The sequence below is a fragment of the Arthrobacter sp. KBS0703 genome (genome assembly GCF_002008315.2).
Classification (GTDB): Bacteria; Actinomycetota; Actinomycetes; order Actinomycetales; family Micrococcaceae; genus Arthrobacter.
Map to the genome: position 1 here is coordinate 4,039,637 of NZ_MVDG02000001.1, position 20,197 is coordinate 4,059,833.

At 69.2% G+C, this 20,197-nt stretch carries 17 protein-coding genes and 2 pseudogenes; 17 read left to right on the forward strand and 2 right to left on the reverse strand.

Translation table 11 applies throughout. The features are described 5' to 3' along the window. Positions 1-71: 71 nt before the first annotated feature. The 17 genes and pseudogenes from B1A87_RS18780 to B1A87_RS18860 all read left to right on the forward strand — a co-directional run bounded on the left by B1A87_RS18780 (position 72) and on the right by B1A87_RS18860 (position 17,801). Positions 72-935, forward strand: a complete 864-nt coding sequence (locus B1A87_RS18780) for an IclR family transcriptional regulator (RefSeq protein WP_078028362.1) — start codon at positions 72-74, stop codon at positions 933-935. Positions 936-1,086: 151 nt separating this feature from the next. After that, a complete protein-coding gene (locus B1A87_RS18785) occupies positions 1,087-1,968 on the forward strand; it encodes a shikimate dehydrogenase (RefSeq protein ID WP_078028361.1) in 882 nt (293 codons plus the stop codon). After that, complete coding sequence (locus tag B1A87_RS18790; protein WP_078028360.1) at positions 1,968-3,911, forward strand: bifunctional sugar phosphate isomerase/epimerase/4-hydroxyphenylpyruvate dioxygenase family protein; 1,944 nt, start codon at positions 1,968-1,970, stop codon at positions 3,909-3,911. The genes B1A87_RS18785 and B1A87_RS18790 overlap by 1 nt, the downstream gene beginning before the upstream one ends. 40 nt (positions 3,912-3,951) lie before the next feature. After that, positions 3,952-4,857 (forward strand): protocatechuate 3,4-dioxygenase subunit beta, encoded by a 906-nt coding sequence (gene pcaH / locus B1A87_RS18795; protein WP_139362821.1) that lies wholly within the window; start codon positions 3,952-3,954, stop codon positions 4,855-4,857. Further along, entirely contained in the window at positions 4,850-5,431 is a 582-nt protein-coding gene (gene pcaG / locus B1A87_RS18800; RefSeq protein ID WP_078028359.1) for a protocatechuate 3,4-dioxygenase subunit alpha, read from the forward strand. Before pcaH ends, pcaG begins: the two co-directional genes overlap by 8 nt. After that, a pseudogene (locus B1A87_RS18805) lies at positions 5,428-6,902 on the forward strand (lyase family protein). Before pcaG ends, B1A87_RS18805 begins: the two are co-directional and overlap by 4 nt. Further along, positions 6,895-7,713 carry an alpha/beta fold hydrolase gene (locus B1A87_RS18810; protein ID WP_078028357.1) on the forward strand — a complete coding sequence of 273 codons (819 nt, stop codon included), beginning with the start codon at positions 6,895-6,897 and terminating at the stop codon, positions 7,711-7,713. The pseudogene B1A87_RS18805 and the gene B1A87_RS18810 overlap by 8 nt, the downstream one beginning before the upstream one ends. Further along, positions 7,710-8,159: a 4-carboxymuconolactone decarboxylase gene (pcaC, locus tag B1A87_RS18815; RefSeq protein WP_185982364.1), complete on the forward strand. Its 450-nt coding sequence runs from the start codon at positions 7,710-7,712 to the stop codon at positions 8,157-8,159. The genes B1A87_RS18810 and pcaC overlap by 4 nt, the downstream gene beginning before the upstream one ends. Before the next feature lie 85 nt (positions 8,160-8,244). Further along, complete coding sequence (locus B1A87_RS18820) at positions 8,245-9,444, forward strand: thiolase family protein (protein WP_078028356.1); 1,200 nt, start codon at positions 8,245-8,247, stop codon at positions 9,442-9,444. A 2-nt stretch (positions 9,445-9,446) separates the two neighbouring features. Continuing rightward, positions 9,447-10,136 (forward strand): 3-oxoacid CoA-transferase subunit A, encoded by a 690-nt coding sequence (locus B1A87_RS18825; RefSeq protein WP_078028355.1) that lies wholly within the window; start codon positions 9,447-9,449, stop codon positions 10,134-10,136. Between the two features lies 1 nt (position 10,137). Beyond that, entirely contained in the window at positions 10,138-10,821 is a 684-nt protein-coding gene (locus B1A87_RS18830) for a 3-oxoacid CoA-transferase subunit B (RefSeq protein WP_078028354.1), read from the forward strand. Between the two features lie 125 nt (positions 10,822-10,946). Next, positions 10,947-11,783: an IclR family transcriptional regulator C-terminal domain-containing protein gene (locus tag B1A87_RS18835; protein ID WP_078028353.1), complete on the forward strand. Its 837-nt coding sequence runs from the start codon at positions 10,947-10,949 to the stop codon at positions 11,781-11,783. A gap of 78 nt (positions 11,784-11,861) precedes the next feature. Further along, positions 11,862-13,640, forward strand: a complete 1,779-nt coding sequence (locus B1A87_RS18840; protein WP_144275877.1) for a diguanylate cyclase — start codon at positions 11,862-11,864, stop codon at positions 13,638-13,640. 106 nt (positions 13,641-13,746) lie between these two features. Continuing rightward, positions 13,747-14,979 (forward strand): Re/Si-specific NAD(P)(+) transhydrogenase subunit alpha, encoded by a 1,233-nt coding sequence (locus tag B1A87_RS18845; RefSeq protein ID WP_144275878.1) that lies wholly within the window; start codon positions 13,747-13,749, stop codon positions 14,977-14,979. After that, positions 14,979-15,371, forward strand: a complete 393-nt coding sequence (locus B1A87_RS18850) for an NAD(P) transhydrogenase subunit alpha (protein ID WP_078028350.1) — start codon at positions 14,979-14,981, stop codon at positions 15,369-15,371. The genes B1A87_RS18845 and B1A87_RS18850 overlap by 1 nt, the downstream gene beginning before the upstream one ends. Next, a pseudogene (locus B1A87_RS18855) lies at positions 15,368-16,769 on the forward strand (NAD(P)(+) transhydrogenase (Re/Si-specific) subunit beta). Before B1A87_RS18850 ends, B1A87_RS18855 begins: the two are co-directional and overlap by 4 nt. Positions 16,770-16,883: 114 nt before the next feature. Then, a complete protein-coding gene (locus B1A87_RS18860) occupies positions 16,884-17,801 on the forward strand; it encodes a diacylglycerol kinase family protein (protein WP_144275879.1) in 918 nt (305 codons plus the stop codon). 130 nt (positions 17,802-17,931) lie between these two features. On the opposite strand, the gene B1A87_RS18865 is transcribed toward B1A87_RS18860, so the two are convergent. Both B1A87_RS18865 and B1A87_RS18870 read right to left on the reverse strand, forming a co-directional pair. After that, positions 17,932-18,660: an aspartate/glutamate racemase family protein gene (locus B1A87_RS18865; RefSeq protein WP_078028348.1), complete on the reverse strand. Its 729-nt coding sequence runs from the start codon at positions 18,658-18,660 to the stop codon at positions 17,932-17,934. 8 nt (positions 18,661-18,668) lie between these two features. Further along, positions 18,669-20,117 (reverse strand): amidohydrolase family protein, encoded by a 1,449-nt coding sequence (locus B1A87_RS18870; protein WP_078028347.1) that lies wholly within the window; start codon positions 20,115-20,117, stop codon positions 18,669-18,671. Positions 20,118-20,197 lie beyond the last annotated feature (80 nt).

Genomic DNA, 20,197 nt, shown 5'->3' on the forward strand with positions numbered 1-20,197 from the left:
GAGGGCAGTCACCTGTCAAGAATCTTATTCACCATCTAGAAATAGCTCTCACATTGTGGCAACATCGAGTTATGAGTGTGAAAGAAGCCACAGGCAACGACGCCAACGTCCAGTCCCCCGAAGATGCAACCGCGGAGGGCCTGGACCCGGCTGCCAAGCCGGCCAAGGCGGGCAAGGACGATTCCCGCACGGACATGGTGGGCAAGGCCCTGGGCCTGCTCGTGCTGCTGGGCGACGAACCCCGCGGCGCGAGTGCCTCGGAGCTGTCCCGTCGGGCCGAGCTGCCCTTCAGCACCACGTACCGGCTCCTGGGTTCGCTGACCCGGGACGGTTTTGTGGACTACGAGCCGGAGGGCCGCCGCTACCACCTGGGCCTGCGCATCTTCCAGCTGGGCCAGCGGGTTTCCAACCACCACGGCTTCGCCGGCACCGCGCTGCCCATCCTGCGGCGCGTCACGGATCAGACGGGGGAGGCCACCATCCTGTCCGTCCGCGACGGCCAGCACCACCTCACCGTAAACAAGGTTGACGGGCCACAGACCTTCCGGGTCACCAGCGATCCCGGCCACCTCGGCGCGCTGCACACGACGTCGGTGGGCAAGGCGCTGGTGGCCTTCGCAGAGGACGGCGAACGCGAGCGGCTGCTTGGTGAGCTGCCGCTGGAGCCGCTCACCAGCCTCTCCATCACGGACCGCAACGCCTTCCGGGCGGAAATCGAGCAGGTCCGGCGGCAGGGGTATGCGGTCATGGACGAGGAGAACGAGCTCGGCATGCGCGCCGTGGCCGTGCCGGTGCTGAACTCCCAGGGCGTCGCCTTCGCTTCGCTGGCCACGGCGGTTCCCGTGTTCCGGCTCAGCATGGACGCGCTGCTCGCCCTCGTTCCGCTGCTCCAGGCGGCAGCTTCGGAGCTGGCCGCCAGGCTGCCCCAGCGCTGATCGCCCGGTGCGCATTTCCAGATTTGTTCGTATCTAGAACAAGAGTGCAACATATGAACTTTTGCTGTACTGTAATCCCTATCACCCGGCCAGCGGCCGACGCCACGGGCGCCCAGCCAGCCGAGTGCCGTTGTCAAAGGAGCCCGCACGCATGAGCAATCGAACTGAGTCCTACCTCGTGGGACTGGTTGGCGATGGCGTGATGCCGTCACTCACTCCCCACATGCATGAACGCGAAGGCGACGTCCAGGGCCTCCGCTACCTGTACCGCCCCATCGACCTGCACGAGCTGGGACTCCCGGGCTCGACCATCGGGGACCTGCTGCAGAGCGCCTACCGGATGGGCTTCAACGGACTGAACGTCACCCACCCCTGCAAGCAGTTGGTCCTGGACCACCTGGACGAGATCACCCCCGACGCCGCCAGGCTGGGCGCCGTGAACACCGTGGTCATCCGGGACGGCCGCTTCATCGGACACAACACCGACTTCTCCGGCTTTGCTGCCGCCCTCGCCTCGGGCCTTCCGGACGCGAAGCTGGGCCGCGTGGTGCAGCTGGGGGCGGGCGGTGCCGGTTCCGCCGTCGCCTACGCCCTGCTCACCGCCGGCGTGCAGACGCTGGACCTTGTGGACATGGACCCGGCACGGAGCGCCGAGCGCGCCGCCGAACTCTCCAGCTTCTTCCCCGACCGCACCATCACCGGACGTTCGACGGCGGAGCTGCCGCAGCTCATGCCTTTGGCCGACGGCCTGGTGCACTGCACCCCCATGGGCATGGCGGCCCACCCCGGCCTTCCGCTGGACGTCGCGCTGGTGGAACCGCGCCACTGGGTGGCGGACATCGTCTACCGCCCCATCGACACCGAGCTCGTCCGCGAGGCCCGGGCCAGGGGCTGCGCCGTTCTCGACGGCGGCCGCATGGCCGTGGGACAGGCCGCCGACGCCTTCCGCATCTTCACCGGCCTCGAGGCCGACGCCGACCGCATGCGTGCCCACTTCCTGGAGCTCATCGCCGCCGAAGAGGTGACCGTCTGATGCGCACCGGGATCGCCACCGTGTGCCTCTCCGGCACGCTGACGGAAAAAATGCAGGCCTGCGCCATCGCGGGCTTCGACGGCATCGAAATCTTCGAGCAGGACCTGGTCACCTCCCCGCTGAGGCCGGAGGACCTCCGGAAAATGGCCGCCGACCTGGGCCTCACCCTGGACCTCTACCAGCCGTTCCGCGATTTCGACGGCGTCACCGAGGACCTGCTCGCCGCGAACCTCCGCCGCGCCGACGCCAAGTTCCGGCTCATGTCCCGCCTCGGCATGGACACCATCCTGGTCTGCTCCAACGTCGCCACCGCCACGATCGACGACGACGGCCTCCGGGCCAAGCAGCTTGCCGCGCTGGCAGAACTGGCCGGGGACCACGGCGTGAAGGTGGCCTACGAGGCGCTCGCCTGGGGCAAATACGTCAGCGACTACGAGCACGCCCACCGGCTCGTGGAAATGGTGGACCACCCCAACCTCGGCAGCTGCCTGGACTCCTTCCACATCCTGTCCCGCGACTGGGACACCGCGCCCATCGAGGACTTCAACCCGGACAAGATCTTCTTCGTCCAGGTGGCCGACGCCCCCAAGCTCTCCATGGACGTGCTCTCCTGGAGCCGGCACTACCGCGTCTTCCCCGGCGAGGGGCAGTTCGAGCTGGCCAAGTTCATGGGCCACGTGGTTCGCGCCGGCTACACGGGACCCGTGTCCCTGGAGGTCTTCAACGACGTCTTCCGCCAGTCCGACGTCGACCGCACCGCCGTTGACGCCATGCGCTCGCTGATCTGGCTGGAGGAGCAGAGCGCCAAGTGGCTCGAGGCGAACGCCGCTAACGGGACCACCGGGACCGGCGGGGCAGGCGCCAAAGCCGCCGGCCGCCGTCGTTATCCCATGGAACTGGCCACGCTCCCGCAGGTCGCCGAGCCGGCCGGATTCAACTTCGCCGAGGTCCGGGCCGCCGACACCGCCGCGCTCGAAACCGTCCTGGGGCAGCTCGGCTTCGAATTCAACGGCCGGCACCGGACCAAGGAGGTGCAGCTGTGGACCATGGGTCACGCCCGGGTCATCATCAACGAACAGGCCCCCGCCGCCGGGGACTCCGCCGGCTCGCTTTCTCCGGCCACCGCCGCCGGTATTGCTGCCATCGGCTTTGACGTCGATTCCCCCGTGATTGCCTCGGCCCGCGCCCAGCAGCTCAAGGCACCCGCTGTTCCGCGCAAGAGCCAGGCCAACGAGGAAGTGTTCCAGGGCTTCGCCGCCCCGGACTCCACCGAGATCTTCCTGTGCCAGGGCAGCCCGGACGGCACCGCCGCCTGGATCACCGAATTCGGGGAGGGCCGCGGGTTCGGCGAGTTCACCGGAGCACCCTCCGGTGCCCGCGGCGCCGTGATCGACCACGTCAACCTGGCCCAGCCGTGGCAGCACTTCGACGAGGCCGTCCTCTTCTACACGAGCGCCCTGGCCCTGGAGCCGCAGCCCTACGCCGAGGTGGCCAGCCCCAGCGGACTGGTCCGCTCCCAGGTCATGCAGACCTCGGACCGGGCCGTGCGCCTGGTGCTGAACCTGGCGCCGCTCCACCAGCAGGACGGAACCCGGCACAAGACCTACCAGGAGCACATCGCGTTCGCGGTGGATGACCTCGTGGCCACCGCCCGGGCCGCACGGGACAGGGGCCTGGCCTTCCTGCAGATCCCGGCGAACTACTACGAGGACCTGGATGCCCGGTTCGGGCTCGACCCGGAATTCCTGGCCACGCTCCAGGACCTCAACCTGCTCTATGACCGCGACGCCGACGGCGAGTTCCTGCACTTCTACACCGCCACCGTGGGCAGCGTCTTCTTCGAAATGGTGGAGCGCCGCGGCAGCTACGACGGCTACGGGGCGCCCAACGCCCCGGTCCGGCACGCCGTCCAGTACGACCACCTGCATCAACTCACCAAGTAACCGACGAACCAACACCACCACCGATTGAAAGGAGGCTGCTGTGCCTGATGACGTGAATCTAGCGACGTACAACGCCGACGCGCTCACCGAGGACCTGTCTGACGCAGTACCTGCCGCATCCGGGACCGCACCGCAGGCCGTCCCGGCAGAGGCGCCCCGCGTGGAAACGCAGCAGGATCTCAGCGCGGAGATCAAGGCGCTCGGAGAGGCCTACGCCCGGGCCCTGAAGGACGGCGCGCCGAAGGAGACCCAGCCGCGCCTGGACTTCGCCCCGTACCGCAGCAGCATCCTGCGCCACCCCACCAAGAGCCTGCACCACGCGGACCCGGAAACCATCGAGCTGCACTCCCCGGCCTTCGGGCACCAGGACGTCCACGCCCTCGAGTCGGACCTCACCATCCAGCACAACGGCGAACCGCAGGGCGAACGCATCATCGTGGCCGGCCGCGTGCTCGACGGCGACGGCCGCCCCGTGGCGGGCCAGCTCGTGGAAATCTGGCAGGCCAACTCGTCCGGCCGCTACATCCACAAGCGCGACCAGCACCCCGCCCCGCTGGACCCCAACTTCACCGGCGTGGGCCGCTGCATCACCGGGCCGGACGGCTCCTACCGCTTCACCACCATCAAGCCCGGCGCGTACCCGTGGAAGAACCACCTCAACGCCTGGCGCCCGGCGCACATCCACTTCTCCCTGTTCGGCACGGAGTTCACCCAGCGGATCGTCACCCAGATGTACTTCCCGGGGGACCAGCTCTTCCCGCTCGACCCCATCTACCAGTCGATCGTGGACCAGGACGCCCGCGACCGCCTCGTGGCCGCCTACGACCACGACCTCACGGAGCCCGAATGGGCCCTGGGCTACAACTGGGACATCGTCCTGACAGGCTCCAAGCGGACCTGGACCGAAAACGAGGCGCTGGGCGCAGAAGGCGATGACCATGAGTAAACTCACCGCAACACCCGGCCAGACCGTGGGCCCCTTCTACGGCTACGCACTGCCTTACGAGAAGGACCGGGAACTCCTGGCCCCCGGCTCGCCCGGCTCCATCCGCCTCCAGGGCACCGTGTACGACGGCGCCGGGCACCCGATTCCCGACGCCATCCTGGAAATCTGGCAGCCGGACGCCGAAGGCAACGTCGTCCGCCGGACCGGTTCGCTGGTCCGCGACGGCTACACCTTCACCGGCTTCGGCCGCAGCGCCGTAGGCAACACCGGCGTGTACACGTTCACCACGGTGAACCCCGGACCCACCGAGCCCGGCGCCGCGGCGTTCATCTCTGTGGCCGTCTTTGCCCGCGGCCTGATGAACCGCCTCTTCACACGGGTCTACCTGCCCGAGAACACGGACGCACTGGCCAAGGATCCGCTGCTGTCCTCGCTGGACCCGGAGCGCCGCAAGACGCTGATCGCCCGCCGCGACGCCGACGGCGGCCTCACGTGGGACATCCGCCTGCAGGGCGAGGACGAAACCGTCTTCCTCGATTTCGAGGGAACCGGAACCGAGGGTGCCGCACAGTGACCGACTCCCAGTCAGCGGGCCGCGACGGCGACGTCGCGCTGCTCAGTCCCGTCTCGGCGTCGCCCCTGGTGGCGGCGCTGACCGGGGATCGGGCGGTGCTGGCGGCAATCCTCGCCGTCGAGGCCGGCTGGGCTGCCGTGCTGGACCGGGCGCCTGGCGCCGGCCGGTTCCGCGGCGGTGGTGGCCCACGCGGCCGACGCGTCGCGCTACGACGTTGCCGGCATCGCGCTGCGGGCGCAGGGCGGCGGCAACCCGGTCATCCCGCTGCTGGCCGACCTCCGGGCCCAGGTCAAGGCCCTGGACACCGGCAAAATCGGCGCCCGGCCGCGCCGTGCACACCTCGCTGACCAGCCAGGACGTGCTGGACACGGCCCTCATGCTGCTGGCCCGGAACACCGTCTCTGCCCTGCTGGCCGATGTCAGGGGCACGACGACGGCGCTCGCCCGGCTGGCGGAGCAGCATGCGGCCACGCTGTGCGTGGGCCGGAGCCTGACGCAGCATTCGCTGCCGTTCACGTTCGGGCTCAAGGCCGCGCAGTGGTTCCACGGCCTGGCCGCCGCCGCGCGCCGGCTCGAGGCGCTGGAGCTTCCGGTCCAGACAGGCGGCGCGGCCGGAACGCTGGCCGCCGGCACGGTCCTCACCGCCGGGTCCGCGTCGGATCCCTTTGGGCTGTCCGATGCCCTCGCCGCGCAGCTGGGACTCGCTTCCACACCGGCCCCGTGGCACACCAACCGGCTCGCCGTCACCTCGCTGGGAGATGCCCTCGCCGCGGTGGTGGACGCGCTCGGCAAGATCGCCGGGGACGTCCTGTTCCTGAGCCGGCCCGAGGTGGCCGAGCTGGCCGAACCCCGGGCGCCGGGCCGCGGCGTTTCCTCGGCCATGCCGCAGAAGCAGAACCCGGTCCTGTCGGTGCTGGTCCGCAGCGCTGCACTCCAGGCCCCGGCCCTGGCGGCGCAGCTGCACCTTGCCGCCGCCAACTTCAACGACGAGCGCCCGGACGGCGCCAGATGTGTATAAGAGACAGGGCCGGCCCTGCGCCAGCTGCTCGGCCTTGCCCTCGGCGCGGCCGGGCACGTCCGCGAACTGGCCGAAGGGCTGCAGGTTTTCCCGGCCGGGATGCGCCGCAACCTGGACCTCTCCGGGCCGCTGCTCCTCAGCGAGGGCGTGTCCGCGGCCGTAGCGCCGCTGCTGGGTATTAACGGAGCCGGGGATGACGGCAAGCAGCAGCTGCAGGCCGTGGTGGACCGGACCCTGCAGGCGCCCGCCGCCGAACAGGCGGAAACCTACCGGCGGCTGCTCCGGGAGGCCGTCCCGGCGGACCTGCTCTCGGACCGCAGCCTTGACGAGCTGCTGGATCCGGCCAGCTACCTCGGCCAGGCCGCCGGGATCTCGCGGCGGATCCTGGCCGCCTTCCCGGACTTTGCGCCTACCCCAACCGAAAAAGACGGAAACGGAGACTCCCGTGGCTAGACCAACACTGAAGGCAGTGCTGCTTTCTCCCCAGCGCACCCAGGGGGACAAACCCCTCCTCATCGTGGGACCCTCGCTCGGCACCTCCTCGGTGCTCTGGGCGCAGGCCGGTTCCCTCCTGGCCAACGACTGTGACGTTGTCGCCTGGGACCTGCCCGGCCACGGCGTCTCTCCGGCCGCCACGGAACCGTTCAGCGTCGCGGAACTCGCGGACGCCGTCGTCGAACTTGTCGACTCGATCGCCCCCGGCGAGCGGTTCCACTACGCCGGCGTGTCGCTGGGCGGGGCAACGGGCCTGCAGCTCGGCATCAAGCACGGCGACCGGTTGAAGAGCCTCTCCGTGCAGTGCTCCGGGGCCAAGCTGGGCACGCCCGAAGCCTGGCAGGAACGCGCGGAAACCGTCCGCACCCAGGGCACGCCGGTGATGATCCAGGGCTCGGCGGGGCGCTGGTTCGCACCCGGCTTCATGGACCGCGAACCCGAGCTGAGCAGCCGCCTGCTGCACTCGCTCCGCGACACAGACCGGTTCAGCTACGCCTTCTGCTGCGGCGCCCTGGCCGGCTTCGACGTGCGGGAAGAGCTCGGCAGCATCACTGTCCCCACCCAGGCGGTGGCCGGCGCGGAGGACTCTGTTGCGCCGCCGTCGTCGGCCCAGGAAATCGCCGACGGCATCACCGCCGGCGGCGGCACGGCGTCGGCGGTCACGCTCGGAGGCGTGGCGCACCTGGCACCCGCCGAGGCGCCCGCCCACGTCGCCGAACTGATGCGGACCCTCATCAGCTGGAGCGAATCCCGCGGAGCAGCCAAGTGACCGGCACGGAGCGGCACGGCGTGGTCCAGCCGGACGCCACCAGCCAGGAAATTTACGACGGCGGCATGGTGGTCCGGCGCGAAGTGCTCGGCGACGCGCACGTGGACCGGGCCAACGCCAAGAAGGACGCCTTCACCGAGGACTTCCAGGACATGATCACCCGCATCGCGTGGGGCGGCATCTGGACCCGGCCCGGCCTTCCGCGGAAGATGCGCTCCGCCGTCACCATCACCGCCATGGTGGCGCACGGGCACTGGGAAGAACTGGCCATGCACATCCGCGCCGCCATCACCAACGGCCTCAGCAGGGACGAAATCAAAGAAATCCTGCTGCAGACCGCCATTTACTGCGGAGTACCCTCCGCCAACACCGCCTTCAAGACCGCCCAGCAGGTCTTCCATGAAATGGACAACACAGCGCTTGACGCAGCCACCCCGCCCAACTAGGTAGCAGCAGGTGTCGTTGTGAGCCGTCATAACGACGCGACCTGCGACCTAGTTGGGACCCACAGACGGAATTAGAGGAACAGTAATGAACCAGGCTTTTGTGTACGACGCCGTTCGCACGCCGTTCGGTAAGTTCGGCTCCGGCCTCGCCGGGGTCCGCCCGGATGACCTTGCCGCGCACGTGATCGGCGAGGCCGTGAAGCGCGCTCCGAAGCTCGACGTCGAGCGGATCGACGAGGTGGTGTTCGGCAACGCGAACGGCGCCGGCGAGGAGAACCGCAACATCGCCCGGATGGGCACGCTGCTGGCGGGTTTGCCGGTTTCGATCCCCGGCACCACGGTCAACCGGCTCTGCGGCTCCTCCCTGGATGCCGCGATCATCGCCTCCCGCCAGATCAACGCCGGCGACGCCGAGCTGATGCTGGTGGGCGGCGCCGAATCCATGAGCCGTGCCCCGTGGGTGCTGCCCAAGACGGAGAAGCCCTACCCGGCCGGCGACATGACCCTGGCGTCCACCACGCTGGGCTGGCGCCTGGTGAACAAGGCCATGCCCAAGGAGTGGACCATCTCCCTGGGTGAGGCCACGGAACGTCTGCGCGAAAAGTACGGCGTGACCCGGCAGGCGCAGGACGAGTTCGCGGCCAATTCCCACAACCTGTCCGCGGCGGCGTGGGACGAGGGCTTCTACGACAACCTCGTGGCCCCGGTACCCGGCACGGACCTGGTCCGGGACGAAGGCATCCGCGCCGGGTCCTCGGCCGAGAAGCTCGCCGGGCTCAAGACCGTGTTCCGCACCGAGAACGGCACCGTCACCGCGGGCAATGCGTCCCCGCTGTCCGACGGCGCCTCCGCGGCCTGGATCGGTGCCGAGAGTGCCGCCGGGCTGCTCGGGCTGGAACCGCTGGCCCGGATCGCGGGCCGCGGCGCGCACGCCAACGACCCGCAGTACTTCGGGTACGCCCCGGTGGAAGCCGCGAACAAGGCCCTCGCGAAGGCGGGCATCGGCTGGGACCAGGTGGGCGCCGTCGAACTTAACGAGGCGTTCGCCGCGCAGTCCCTGGCGTGCATCAACGCCTGGGGCATCGACCACTCCATCGTGAACCGGCACGGCGGCGCGATCGCCATGGGCCACCCGCTGGGCGCCTCCGGAACCCGCATCCTCGGCACGCTCGCCCGCAGCCTGCAGGCCTCCGGTGAGCGCTGGGGCGTCGCGGCGATCTGCATCGGCGTGGGCCAGGGCCTGGCCGTGGTGCTGGAAAACGTAACTTCGGGAGTTAAGGGCTGACCATGCTGACTTTCATTGACACCGTGGGCGAGGCCGTCGCGGGCATCAAGGACGGTTCCACCGTGATGATCGGCGGGTTCGGCAACGCCGGGCAGCCGTTCGAACTGATCGACGCGCTGCTCGACGGCGGCGCCACGGATCTGACCGTGGTGAACAACAATGCCGGCCAGGGCGACCAGGGCCTGGCGCTGCTGATCAAGGAAGGGCGCGTCCGCAAGATGATCTGCTCCTTCCCGCGGCAGTCCGATTCATGGCACTTCGACGCCAAGTACAAGGCCGGCGAAATCGAGCTGGAGCTCGTGCCGCAGGGCAACCTGGCCGAGCGCATCAGGGCCGCAGGCGCCGGAATCGGCGGCTTCTTCACCCCCACCGGCTACGGCACCATGCTGGCCGAGGGCAAGGAAACCCGGATCATCGACGGCCGCGGACAGGTCTTCGAGACCCCCATCCACGCCGACGTCGCCCTCATCAAGGCACTCAAGGCCGACGGCAAGGGCAACCTGGTGTACCGCAAGACGGCCCGGAACTTCGGTCCGATCATGGCCGCCGCCGCCAGGCACACGATTGTCCAGGTCTCCGAGATCGTCCCCACCGGCGGCCTGGATCCGGAGAACGTCGTGACCCCCGGCATTTACGTCAACAGCGTTGTCCGCGTGAACACCGCCGCCGGCAAGACAGAACAGGTGGCCTGAAATGAGCATCCAGACAGCATCCCTTCAGACCAGCGAGACGCCCCTGGGCCGCGACGACCTCGCCCGGCTGGTGGCACGGGACATCAAGCCCGGCTCGTTCGTGAACCTCGGGATCGGCCAGCCCACCCTGGTGTCCAACTACCTCGAGCCGGAGCAGGACATCACGCTCCACACCGAGAACGGGATGCTGGGCATGGGCCCCGTCGCCGAGGGGGACCAGATCGACGGCGACCTCATCAACGCCGGCAAGATCCCCGTCACCGAGCTCCCGGGCGCGTCCTACTTCCACCACGCCGACTCGTTCGCGATCATGCGCGGCGGGCACCTGGACATCTGCGTTCTGGGCGCTTTCCAGGTCTCCGCGACCGGTGACCTCGCGAACTGGCACACCGGAGCACCGGACGCCATTCCTGCCGTGGGCGGGGCGATGGACCTGGCCACAGGCGCCAAGGACGTGTTCGTGATGATGACGCTCCTGACCCGGGACGGCGCCTCCAAGATCGTGGACGCCTGCACCTACCCGCTCACCGGGGTGGGCTGCGTAACCCGCGTGTACACGGACAAGGCAGTGTTCCTCACCGGCCCGGACGGCGTCCAGGTGCGCGAGACGTTCGGCTGCACCCTCGAGGAGCTCCAGGCCCTGGTGCCGGTCCCCCTCACAGCAGCCCCCGCGGTCGAACGCTAACCACCACCCTCCGGCGCGAACTGGCAGCCTATGCCCTCAAATCCCCGATCTGAGGTCATTAGCTGCCAGTTCGCGCTTCGGGGCGGGGGCTTAAGCGTCCGTTCGCGCGAATAGGATTGGTAACCATGACCGACGCAGCAGCAGGGACCGCATCGAGGGCCGGCCGCCCGCCGAAAACCGACGCGCCCGCGGCGAGTGACCAGTATGTGCAGTCGCTGGCGCGGGGGCTGGCCGTAATCCGCGCCTTCGACACCGACCACGCCGTCATGACCCTGACCGAGGTGGCCGGGCGCACCGACCTGACCCGCGCCACGGCCCGCCGCTTCCTGCACACGCTCGTCGAACTCGGCTACGTGCGGACGGACGGCAAGACCTTCGCGCTCACCGCCCAGGTGCTGCAGCTCGGGTACGCCTACCTGTCCGGCCTGTCCCTGCCCCAGCTTGCCCAGCCGCACCTTGAGGAGCTGTCGCTCAAGCTCGGCGAATCGACGTCGGCCGCGGTGCTGGACGGCACGGACATCGCCTACATTGCCCGCGTGACCACGCGCCGGATCATGAACGTCGGCATCACGGTGGGCACCCGGTTCCCGGCCTACGCGACGTCGATGGGCAGGGTGCTGCTCGCCGCCCTTCCGCCCGCACAGCTCAAGGAATATCTGGCCGCGGCGGAGATCAGGCCGCTCACGCCGCGGGCGGTCGGCACGGTCCAGGAGCTCCTGGCCGTCCTGGACACCGTCCGCGCCCAGGGCTGGTGCCTCCTGGACCAGGAGCTGGAACTGGGGCTCATGTCCGTCGCGGCGCCGGTTTACCACGGCCCGAAGGTGGTGGCCGCCGTCAACGTCTCCCTGCAGGCGCAGAGCGTGGCGGCCCGGCCGGACCCCGGGGCCTACCTGGACTCGGTGCGCAAGGAAATCGTGGCCGCCGCGGAGCGGATTTCTTCGGACTTTTCCACGGGACGCTAGGCGGGAGCAGCAGATCGGGCTGCCGTCCTCCGGTGTGGGGGATTGTAGGGCGGCGCCCCGGCTGTGACTATTGGTCAAATGGAAAACCGGCAATCAGAACGTACCGACGGCGAGCCGCCCGCCCCGGTTGCCGCGACGGACCGGCATATTTCGGCGGTCCTCAACGGGCTTCCTGCCATGGTGGGCTACTGGGACCGGGAGCTGCGGAACAGGCTTGCCAACGACGCCTATGTGGGCTGGGTCGGGCGGACGCCGGAGCAGGTCCGCGGACTCCACATGCGCGACGTCGTGGGCGAGGACGCCTACCGGGCGAACCTGCCGTACCTCGCCGGCGTCCTGGAGGGCAGGCCGCAGCTGTTCGGCAAGACGATTGTCAACGCGTCCGGCCAAACCCGCCAGGCCCAGATTTCCTACATGCCGGACGTGAAGGATGGCAGCGTCCAGGGCTTCTTCGTCCTGGTCACCGACATCACTGACAGGGTGCTCGCTGAACGCCGGGAGCATCGCGACGTTTCACGCTACCGGGCACTCGCAAGCGGCGTTCCCAGCGTCTTCGTCCTGCTTTTCGACGCAGATCTCCGGTACATCATTGCCGAGGGCCAGGAGCTCGCTGCCTTCGGCCACACGCCCGCCGACCTGGAGGGCCGGACCATCCACGAGGTGCTCAGCCCGGAACTCGCCGCCGAGCTTGAGCCGCGCTACCGCGCCGCGCTGGCGGGGGAGGAAGTGCAGTGGAAGCGGAAGATCGGGCAGCGGACGTTCCGCCTCACCGCCAGGCCGGTGGACTCGGAAGACGGGATCTCGGCCGGGATGGTTGTGGCGGTGGACATCACCGACCGGCTGCAGCGCGAACAGACCTGGGCAGCCCTGCACGAGATCGCGACCGCCGTCGCACGGAGCGCCGCCCCGCTGGACATTTCCGCGAGGGTTGCCGCGATCCTGCAGCGCCTGTTCGCCGTGGACTCAGCGGCTGTAGTCCGTTTCACCGGTTCCAGGTCAGCCAGAATCATCGCCATGGCACCGCGCCTGCCGGCGGAAGTGGACAGAAACCAGACATTTGAGCCGGGCGACAGGTCGGCCGCGGCCGCCGTCGCGTTCACCGGCAAACCCGCGATTGTGGCGTACTCACCCGAGGGAGGCCAGGTCGGGGAGCAGCTTTTCGCCGGCGGTTTCCGGACCGGCGCAGCCGCCCCCATCCGGGTGCACGGGGAGCTGTGGGGCGCCATCGTGCTGACCTCCCGCACCAAGGACGGCGTGTCCGGCTCGATGCTGGACAGGCTGGCGGAGTTCGCGGAACTCGTGGAAATCGCCATCGGAAACACCGAGGCGTGGGAACTGCTGGAACACAGGGCCAGCACCGATGCCCTGACCGGGCTCTTCAACCGGCGCGCCTTCGAGTCCCGCCTGGCGCGGGAGCTTGAGGCCGCCGACACCAGCGGGGCCCCGCTGAGCCTGGTTCTCCTGGATATCGACCGTTTCAAGAACGTCAACGATTCGTTCGGCCATCCGGCGGGCGACGAAGTACTCATCGAAGTGGCCGCAAGGCTGCGGGAGACATCCAGGAAGGGTGAGGTACTCGCCCGCCTCGGCGGTGAGGAATTCGTCTGGATGCTCCCGGGACCGACGGCAGGATCTGTCTCTTATACACATCTAGATGTGTATAAGAGACAGGAGCGGGCCCGGCGGTCGATCGCCGCCGCGCCGTTCGCGGTCGTGGGCGCGGTCACCATCTCCGCCGGAGTCTGCGAGCTGGCCGACGCCGGAAAGGCGCACCTGATGGACCGTGCCGACCAGGCCCTCTACCGGGCCAAACGGTACGGCCGCAACAGCACCGTGAGGTACCGCAGCGGATCGTAGCCGGCCGGTTGCAGCCGCCCTACTGCCGCGCAGCCGCGCTGGGTCATAGACTCAAGCCAACCATGTGCAGCAGCGAAGCTGCATTCGTCCGGAAGGGGAGTGGCGGGTGAGGCTAGGAATACCGAGGGAGCGCCGGGAAGGTGAGCGGCGGGTGGCCGCGACGCCGGAAACCGTGAAGCAGCTGGCCGGGCTGGGCTTGGAGGTGCTGGTCGAGTCGAGGGCAGGGTCCGCCGCCGGGCACGGCGACGAGGACTACCGGCAGGCCGGCGCCCGGATCGTCCCGGACCTTGACCCGGCGGAACTGGACGTCCTGGCCCACGTCCGCCCGATCGAGCCCGCAACCGCCCGCTCCCTCAAACGGGGCGCCGTCACGGTCGGACTGGCCTCGCCGTCCACCGAGCTGGCCGCCGTCCAGGCGTTCGTCGAGGGCGGCGTGACGTCCTTCGCCCTTGAGCTGGTGCCGCGCATCTCCCGCGCACAGTCCATGGATGCGCTGTCCTCGCAGGCGCTGGTGGCCGGTTACCGCTGCGTGCTCGAGGCCGCCATCCGGCTGCCGCGCTTCTTTCCCCTCTACATGACGGCCGCCGGAACCGTCCCGCCCGCGCGGGTGCTGGTGCTCGGCGTCGGCGTGGCCGGGCTGCAGGCCATCGGCACCGCCAAAAGGCTCGGCGCCCGGGTCTCGGCCAACGACATCCGGCCTTCCTCGGCCGAAGAGGTCACCTCGATGGGCGGTACGTTCATCAAACTGGATCTTGAGACGGCGGAGGCCTCCGGCGGCTACGCCCGTGAACTCAGCGCGGACCGCGGCGCCCTGCAGCTGTCTCTTATACACATGGCGCCGCACGTCGCCGACGCTGACGTGCTGATCACGACGGCGGCCGTCCCGGGCAGGCGCGCCCCTGTCTCTTATACACATCTAGATGTGTATAAGAGACAGGTGCAGGGCATGCGCCCCGGATCGGTCGTCGTCGACCTCGCCGCGGAATCCGGCGGCAACGTGGAGGGCTCCATGCCGGGCCGTGACATCCACATCCCCACCGCCGACGGCCACGGCACGGTCACGCTGGTGGGGCTGAAGGATGCCCCGTCCGCCATGCCTGCCGACGCCTCGCGCCTGTACGCCAAGAACGTGGCCAACCTGCTCGCGCTGATGACCCGCGACGGCACCGTCGCTCCCGACTTCGACGACGACGTCGTGGCGGGTGCGTGCCTGACGCACGACGGCGTGGTGCGGCACGCGCCGACCGCGGAGGCCCTCGCGGCGCTCACCGGGGAGTCGGAGCCTCCGGAGGGCGAGCTTTCCGGGGAGAAGGCGTCCGAGAACGAGGGGGTGGCGTGATGGACGGCATCAGCCTCCTGACCATCACCGTGCTGGCGGTCTTCGTCGGCTTCGAAGTGGTCTCCAAGGTCTCCAGCACGCTGCACACCCCGCTGATGTCGGGCGCAAATGCCATCCACGGCATCATCCTGGTGGGTGCCATCATCGTGGCCGGCCAGGCCGCGCACCCGTGGGTCCTCGCCGTGGCGCTCCTCGCCGTGGTCCTCGCCACCGCCAACCTGGTGGGCGGCTTCGTGGTGACGGACCGCATGCTGGAGATGTTCCGGGGCCGCCGGGGCGCGGCGGAAAAACCGCCGCGGAAATCGTCCAGGGGCGGACCGGCAGACAGCAAAGGGCCTGACGGCAAAGCGTCAGGCAGCAAGTCGCCTGAGGGAGAGGGGAGCGTCCGGTGACCCTCCTCGATCCCACTCTGACCTCGCTGCTGTACCTCGCCGCCGCCGTTTTCTTCATCCTGGCCCTCAAGGGCCTCAACTCACCCCGCACGGCCCGCCGCGGCAACCTGATCGGGGCCTTCGGCGCGCTCCTGGCCGTGGTGACCGTGTTCTTCTCGGCCAGGCTGGACAACGTCCCGTGGATCCTCGGGGCCATGGCGGTGGGGTCCGGCGTGGCCGCGCCCGTGGCCCGGCGGGTGAGGATGACCCAGATGCCGCAGCTCGTGGCCCTCTTCCTGTCTCTTATACACATCTAGATGTGTATAAGAGACAGGCGGCGCCGCGGCGCTCGTGGCGCTGCTCGAGCTGCCGCATGCCGACGACGGCTGGCTGCGTCTCGCCGTCGTCTTCACGCTCCTGGTGGGCGCGGTGTCCTTCGCCGGCTCCGCCATCACCTTCGCCAAGCTGCAGGAGCTGTCTCTTATACACATCTAGATGTGTATAAGAGACAGGCCCGTGCTCATGGGCGCCGTGCTGCTCGCGGCGGTGGGCTCCGGCGCCGCCGTCGTTCTTGGCGGTTCGCTCGCCCTGGCCCTGGTGCTCCTGGTGCTGGGAATTCTGGCTGGCGTGCTGCTGGTGCTGCCCGTCGGCGGCGCGGACGTGCCGATCGTCATCTCCCTGCTGAACGCGTTCACCGGCCTGGCGGTCGCGGCTTCCGGCCTGGTGCTGGGCAACGTCCTCCTGGTGGTGGCGGGCACGCTGGTGGGAGCCTCGGGCACCATCCTCACCCGCGCCATGGCGGCGGCCATGGGCCGCAGTGTTGCGGGCATCCTGTTCGGGGCGTTCCGGGGAAATTCGACGGCGGGATCCACAGCCGTGAGCGACCGGCCCGTGCGCTCGTCCAGCGCGGAGGACGTGGCGGTGCTCCTGGGCTACGCGCAGCGGGTGATCATCGTGCCCGGCTACGGCCTCGCCGTAGCGCAGGGCCAGCACACCGCGGCCGAACTGGCGCTGGCGCTCGAGGCCCGCGGTATCCGGGTCGACTTCGCCATCCATCCCGTGGCGGGTCGAATGCCGGGGCACATGAACGTGCTGCTGGCCGAGGCCAACGTGCCCTACGAATCGCTCAAGGAGATGAGCGAGATCAACTCTGAATTCCGCACCGCCGACGTCGCCCTCGTGGTGGGCGCCAACGATGTGGTCAACCCGGCGGCCAAGACGTCCGCCGGCTCGCCGATCTTCGGCATGCCCATCCTCGAGGTGGCGGACGCACGGCAGGTCGTGTTCCTCAAGCGCTCCCTCCGGCCCGGATTCGCCGGGATCGAGAACGAACTCATGTACGAGCCGCAGACCACGCTGCTGTTCGGCGACGCGAAGGAGTCCTTGACCAAGGTGCTCGGGGCCGTAAAGGCACTTTGAGGCCGCAACTGCCCGGCCCCGCCGGGCCGGTGCCGGACCCCTACGGGTAGCCGGCGAACCCCGCTACGATGTGAATTCCCCGGTTATCCGCCCCCTCTGCAGTCGAAGGACACCATGCCAGCCAATAACGCCTCCTCGCCGAAACGGGCCGCTGTGGTCATCAACCCTGTCAAGGCCGCGGGTTCCGGCCTCCGCGCGTCGCTGGTCAGGCTGTGTGATACCCAGGGCTGGGCCGAGCCGCTGTGGCTGGAAACGACGGAAGAGGACCCAGGCAGCGGCCAGGCGCGCGAGGCGCTTGAGGCGGGGGTCGACGTCGTTATTGCCGCCGGCGGCGACGGAACCGTGCGGTGCGTCGCGGAGGTCCTCGCCGGAACGGACACGCCGCTGGGCCTGGTGCCGCTGGGGACCGGCAACCTGCTGGCCCGCAACATGGGCGTGGAGATCACAGACCCCGTCTCCGCCGCGTACGACGTCCTGAACGGAACGGAACGCACCGTGGACGTGGTCAGGAGCAGGTTTGACGAGTCCGAGGACGAGAACGTCTTCCTGGTCATGGCCGGCGTGGGCTATGACGCCGCGATCATGGCCGACACCGTGGACATCCTCAAGGACCGCATGGGCTGGCTCGCGTACGTGGAGGCAGGAATCCGCAAGCTGCCGGGCAAGCCGGTGAGGGCCACCATCACGGTTGACGGCCGGGACCCGGTGAAGCGCAGGATCCGCAGCGTGATGATCGGCAACTGCGGGCAGATCATGGGCGGCATCGAAATATTTCCCGAGGCGAAGGTGGACGACGGCGTCCTGGACGTCCTCATCCTCGCGCCCCGCGGCCGGCTCGGCTGGCTCGGGGTGGTGAAGGGCATCTTCGGCCGCCGCAAGAACAGGACCGAATCCGCCGAGTACTTCCAGGGCAAGTCGGCCGAGGTGACCCTTCACCACGACCAGGAGTTCCAGCTCGACGGCGACCACGTGGGGTCCGGAAGGCACATGAGCGTCAGGGTGGATCCCGGGGCGCTCAAGCTCCTGATGTAGGCCCCGCGGGCCCGAAAAGAGCCCGACGGGAACGTTCGACGGCGGCGGCCGGCTCCCAGTGGGCGGGCCGCCGCCGTCTGCTTGCCCGGGCTGCGGCCTCGCCTGGGGGTGGCAAGGCCGGCGGACTGGATCAGTCCGCGAGCAGCCTGCCCCACCTCGGTGCGAGCAAGGGGGACCCGGCAAGTTTCAGGCAATGCCACAGGGTCACGGCCACCGAGTCCAGCACCGGAACGCCGGTGCCTCCCTCGATCTCCGCGGCTATATTGGCGCCGTACAGGTTGGTGCAGAGGTAGATCAGGGCATCCGGTGCGGCCGCCGCCAGTTCGAGCGAGCCCGGGCGCATCTCGTCGTCGGTGACCCGGCCGAAGGACTCGTTGTCGCTCAGGCCCAGGCAGGTGTGGGCGACCGTCTTGATGCCGTCCCGCTCGTAGGACGCCATGATGGCCTGGTTGACGTCCTCCGTGTACGGGGTGAACAGCCCGATCCGCTCGGTGCCGAACGCCTTGAACGCCTCCATGTACGCGAGCGTGGACGTGGTGGCCGGGATGCCGGTGGCGTCCCGGATATCCCGGACGAGTTCGCGGTCGTGGTCCGCCCCGAGCCATGATCCCGAGGTGCCGTTCCAGGCGATGACGTCCACGTCCGCCGTCGCGAGCAGCTGGGCCGCCGCCCGCATGACGGCGGGGTCGAACTGCCTGTCCGACGAGTCGTCCAGGGCGATCCGGGTCACCGGAATCCGAGTGAAATGGATGGTGACATCCTCCCGGTCGCCGAGGATGCGGTAGCTCTGCGGTTCCAGGCAGGTGTTGGACGACGGCACGATCATGCCGATGCGGGTCCTGGGTGTTGCGGATGGCATGGCTGCTCCTACTTTGCTGCGAAGGTTACGGGAGTGATGGCGGTGGCGCTGGACGGCAGCGGGGCGGCCGCGAGGTGCTCCCGGAATCCGTTCCGGGCCACGAAGCGGCCCGCGGGGCCGGGGTCGTGGAAGCCGTCAGCGTCCAGCACCACCCGCCCGGCGGAGACGACGACGGCGGGCCAGCCGGCCAGCGTCCGGCCGTCGAACGGCGAGAAATCGGTGCCCATGTGCAGTGCACCGCCGTCGACCGTGCGCTGTTCGGCGGGATCGAAAACCACGAGGTCGGCGTCGAAGCCGGCGGCGATGGTCCCCTTGCCGGGAAGGGCGTTGATGCGGGCCGGGCCGGCGGAGAACACCTCCACGAAGTCCTCCACGGACCCGCCCGCGGACGCCATGGCCGTGAACGTGACGGGCATCCGCGTTTCCACGCCCGGCAGGCCGTGCGGCATGGCGCGGATGTCATCCGAGCGCTCACGTTTCTGCGACAGGTCGTAGCAGGAGTGGTCCGATGAGACGGTGTGGATTGCGCCGTCCGCCAGCCGCTCCTGGAGGGCGGCCACGGTCTCGGGGCTGCGCATGGGCGGGCAGCAGGCGTACCACTCGGGAAATGCCGAGCCGTACACTGTGTCGTCCAGGGTGAGGTAGTGCGGGCAGGTCTCGGAGTAGGCCTCCTGGCCGCGGGCCCGGGCCTCAGCGACCAGGTCAACCGCCCCCGGAGTGGACTGGTGGACGAAGTACACGGGTGCCTTGGTGTACTCGGCCATGGCCAGGGTTTCCTTGACCGAGACTTCCTCGGCAAGCTCCGGGCGCGTCCGGTGCAGGTGCTCGATGCCGATCCTGCCGTCGTCGGCGTGCTGCTGCGTGCAGTCGCTGATGATGGGATCGTGTTCGGCGTGGATGTAGGTGAGGCCGTCCAGGCGGACCATCTCGCGCATGACCTTGAGGATGGTGTCCCCGTCCGCCATGGTGGTGCCCCGGTTGGTGGTGTACATCTTGACCGACCGCACGCCCTCCGCGGCCAGCTGCTCCAGCTGCCAGGGCACGGTCTCGTCCCAGCTGACCACGGCGCCGTGCAGGGCGACGTCGCAGCGGGACTCCTGCGCCAGCTCCTTCTTGTGCAGGACGGCCGCAAGCGGTGTCTCCTGGGCGTCCCGCGGAATGCCGAAGTCGATGATGGTGGTGGTGCCGCCCCACAGCGCTGCCGTGGAGGTGGTGCGGTAGTCGTCCAGGGTGCGGAAGCGTCCGGTCACCTGCGCGACGTGGCAGTGGCCGTCCACGCCGCCGGGAATCACCAGCCGGCCCGTTGCGTCCACGGTGCGCGCGGCCGCGGGGACCGGTTCAGCGGCGTCGATGAGCTGTTCGATGCGGCCGTCGCGGACCACGATGTGGGAGTTCTGGCGGCCGAAGCTGTTGACCACCGTGGCGTTGGCAATGACAAGGTCTGGGGTGTTGGACATCGGTGTCCTCCTAAGGGATAAAGCCGGTGGGACTGGTGCGAAGTGGCTAGGGGGGCGGGGTTAGCGCGACTGGGCCGCGG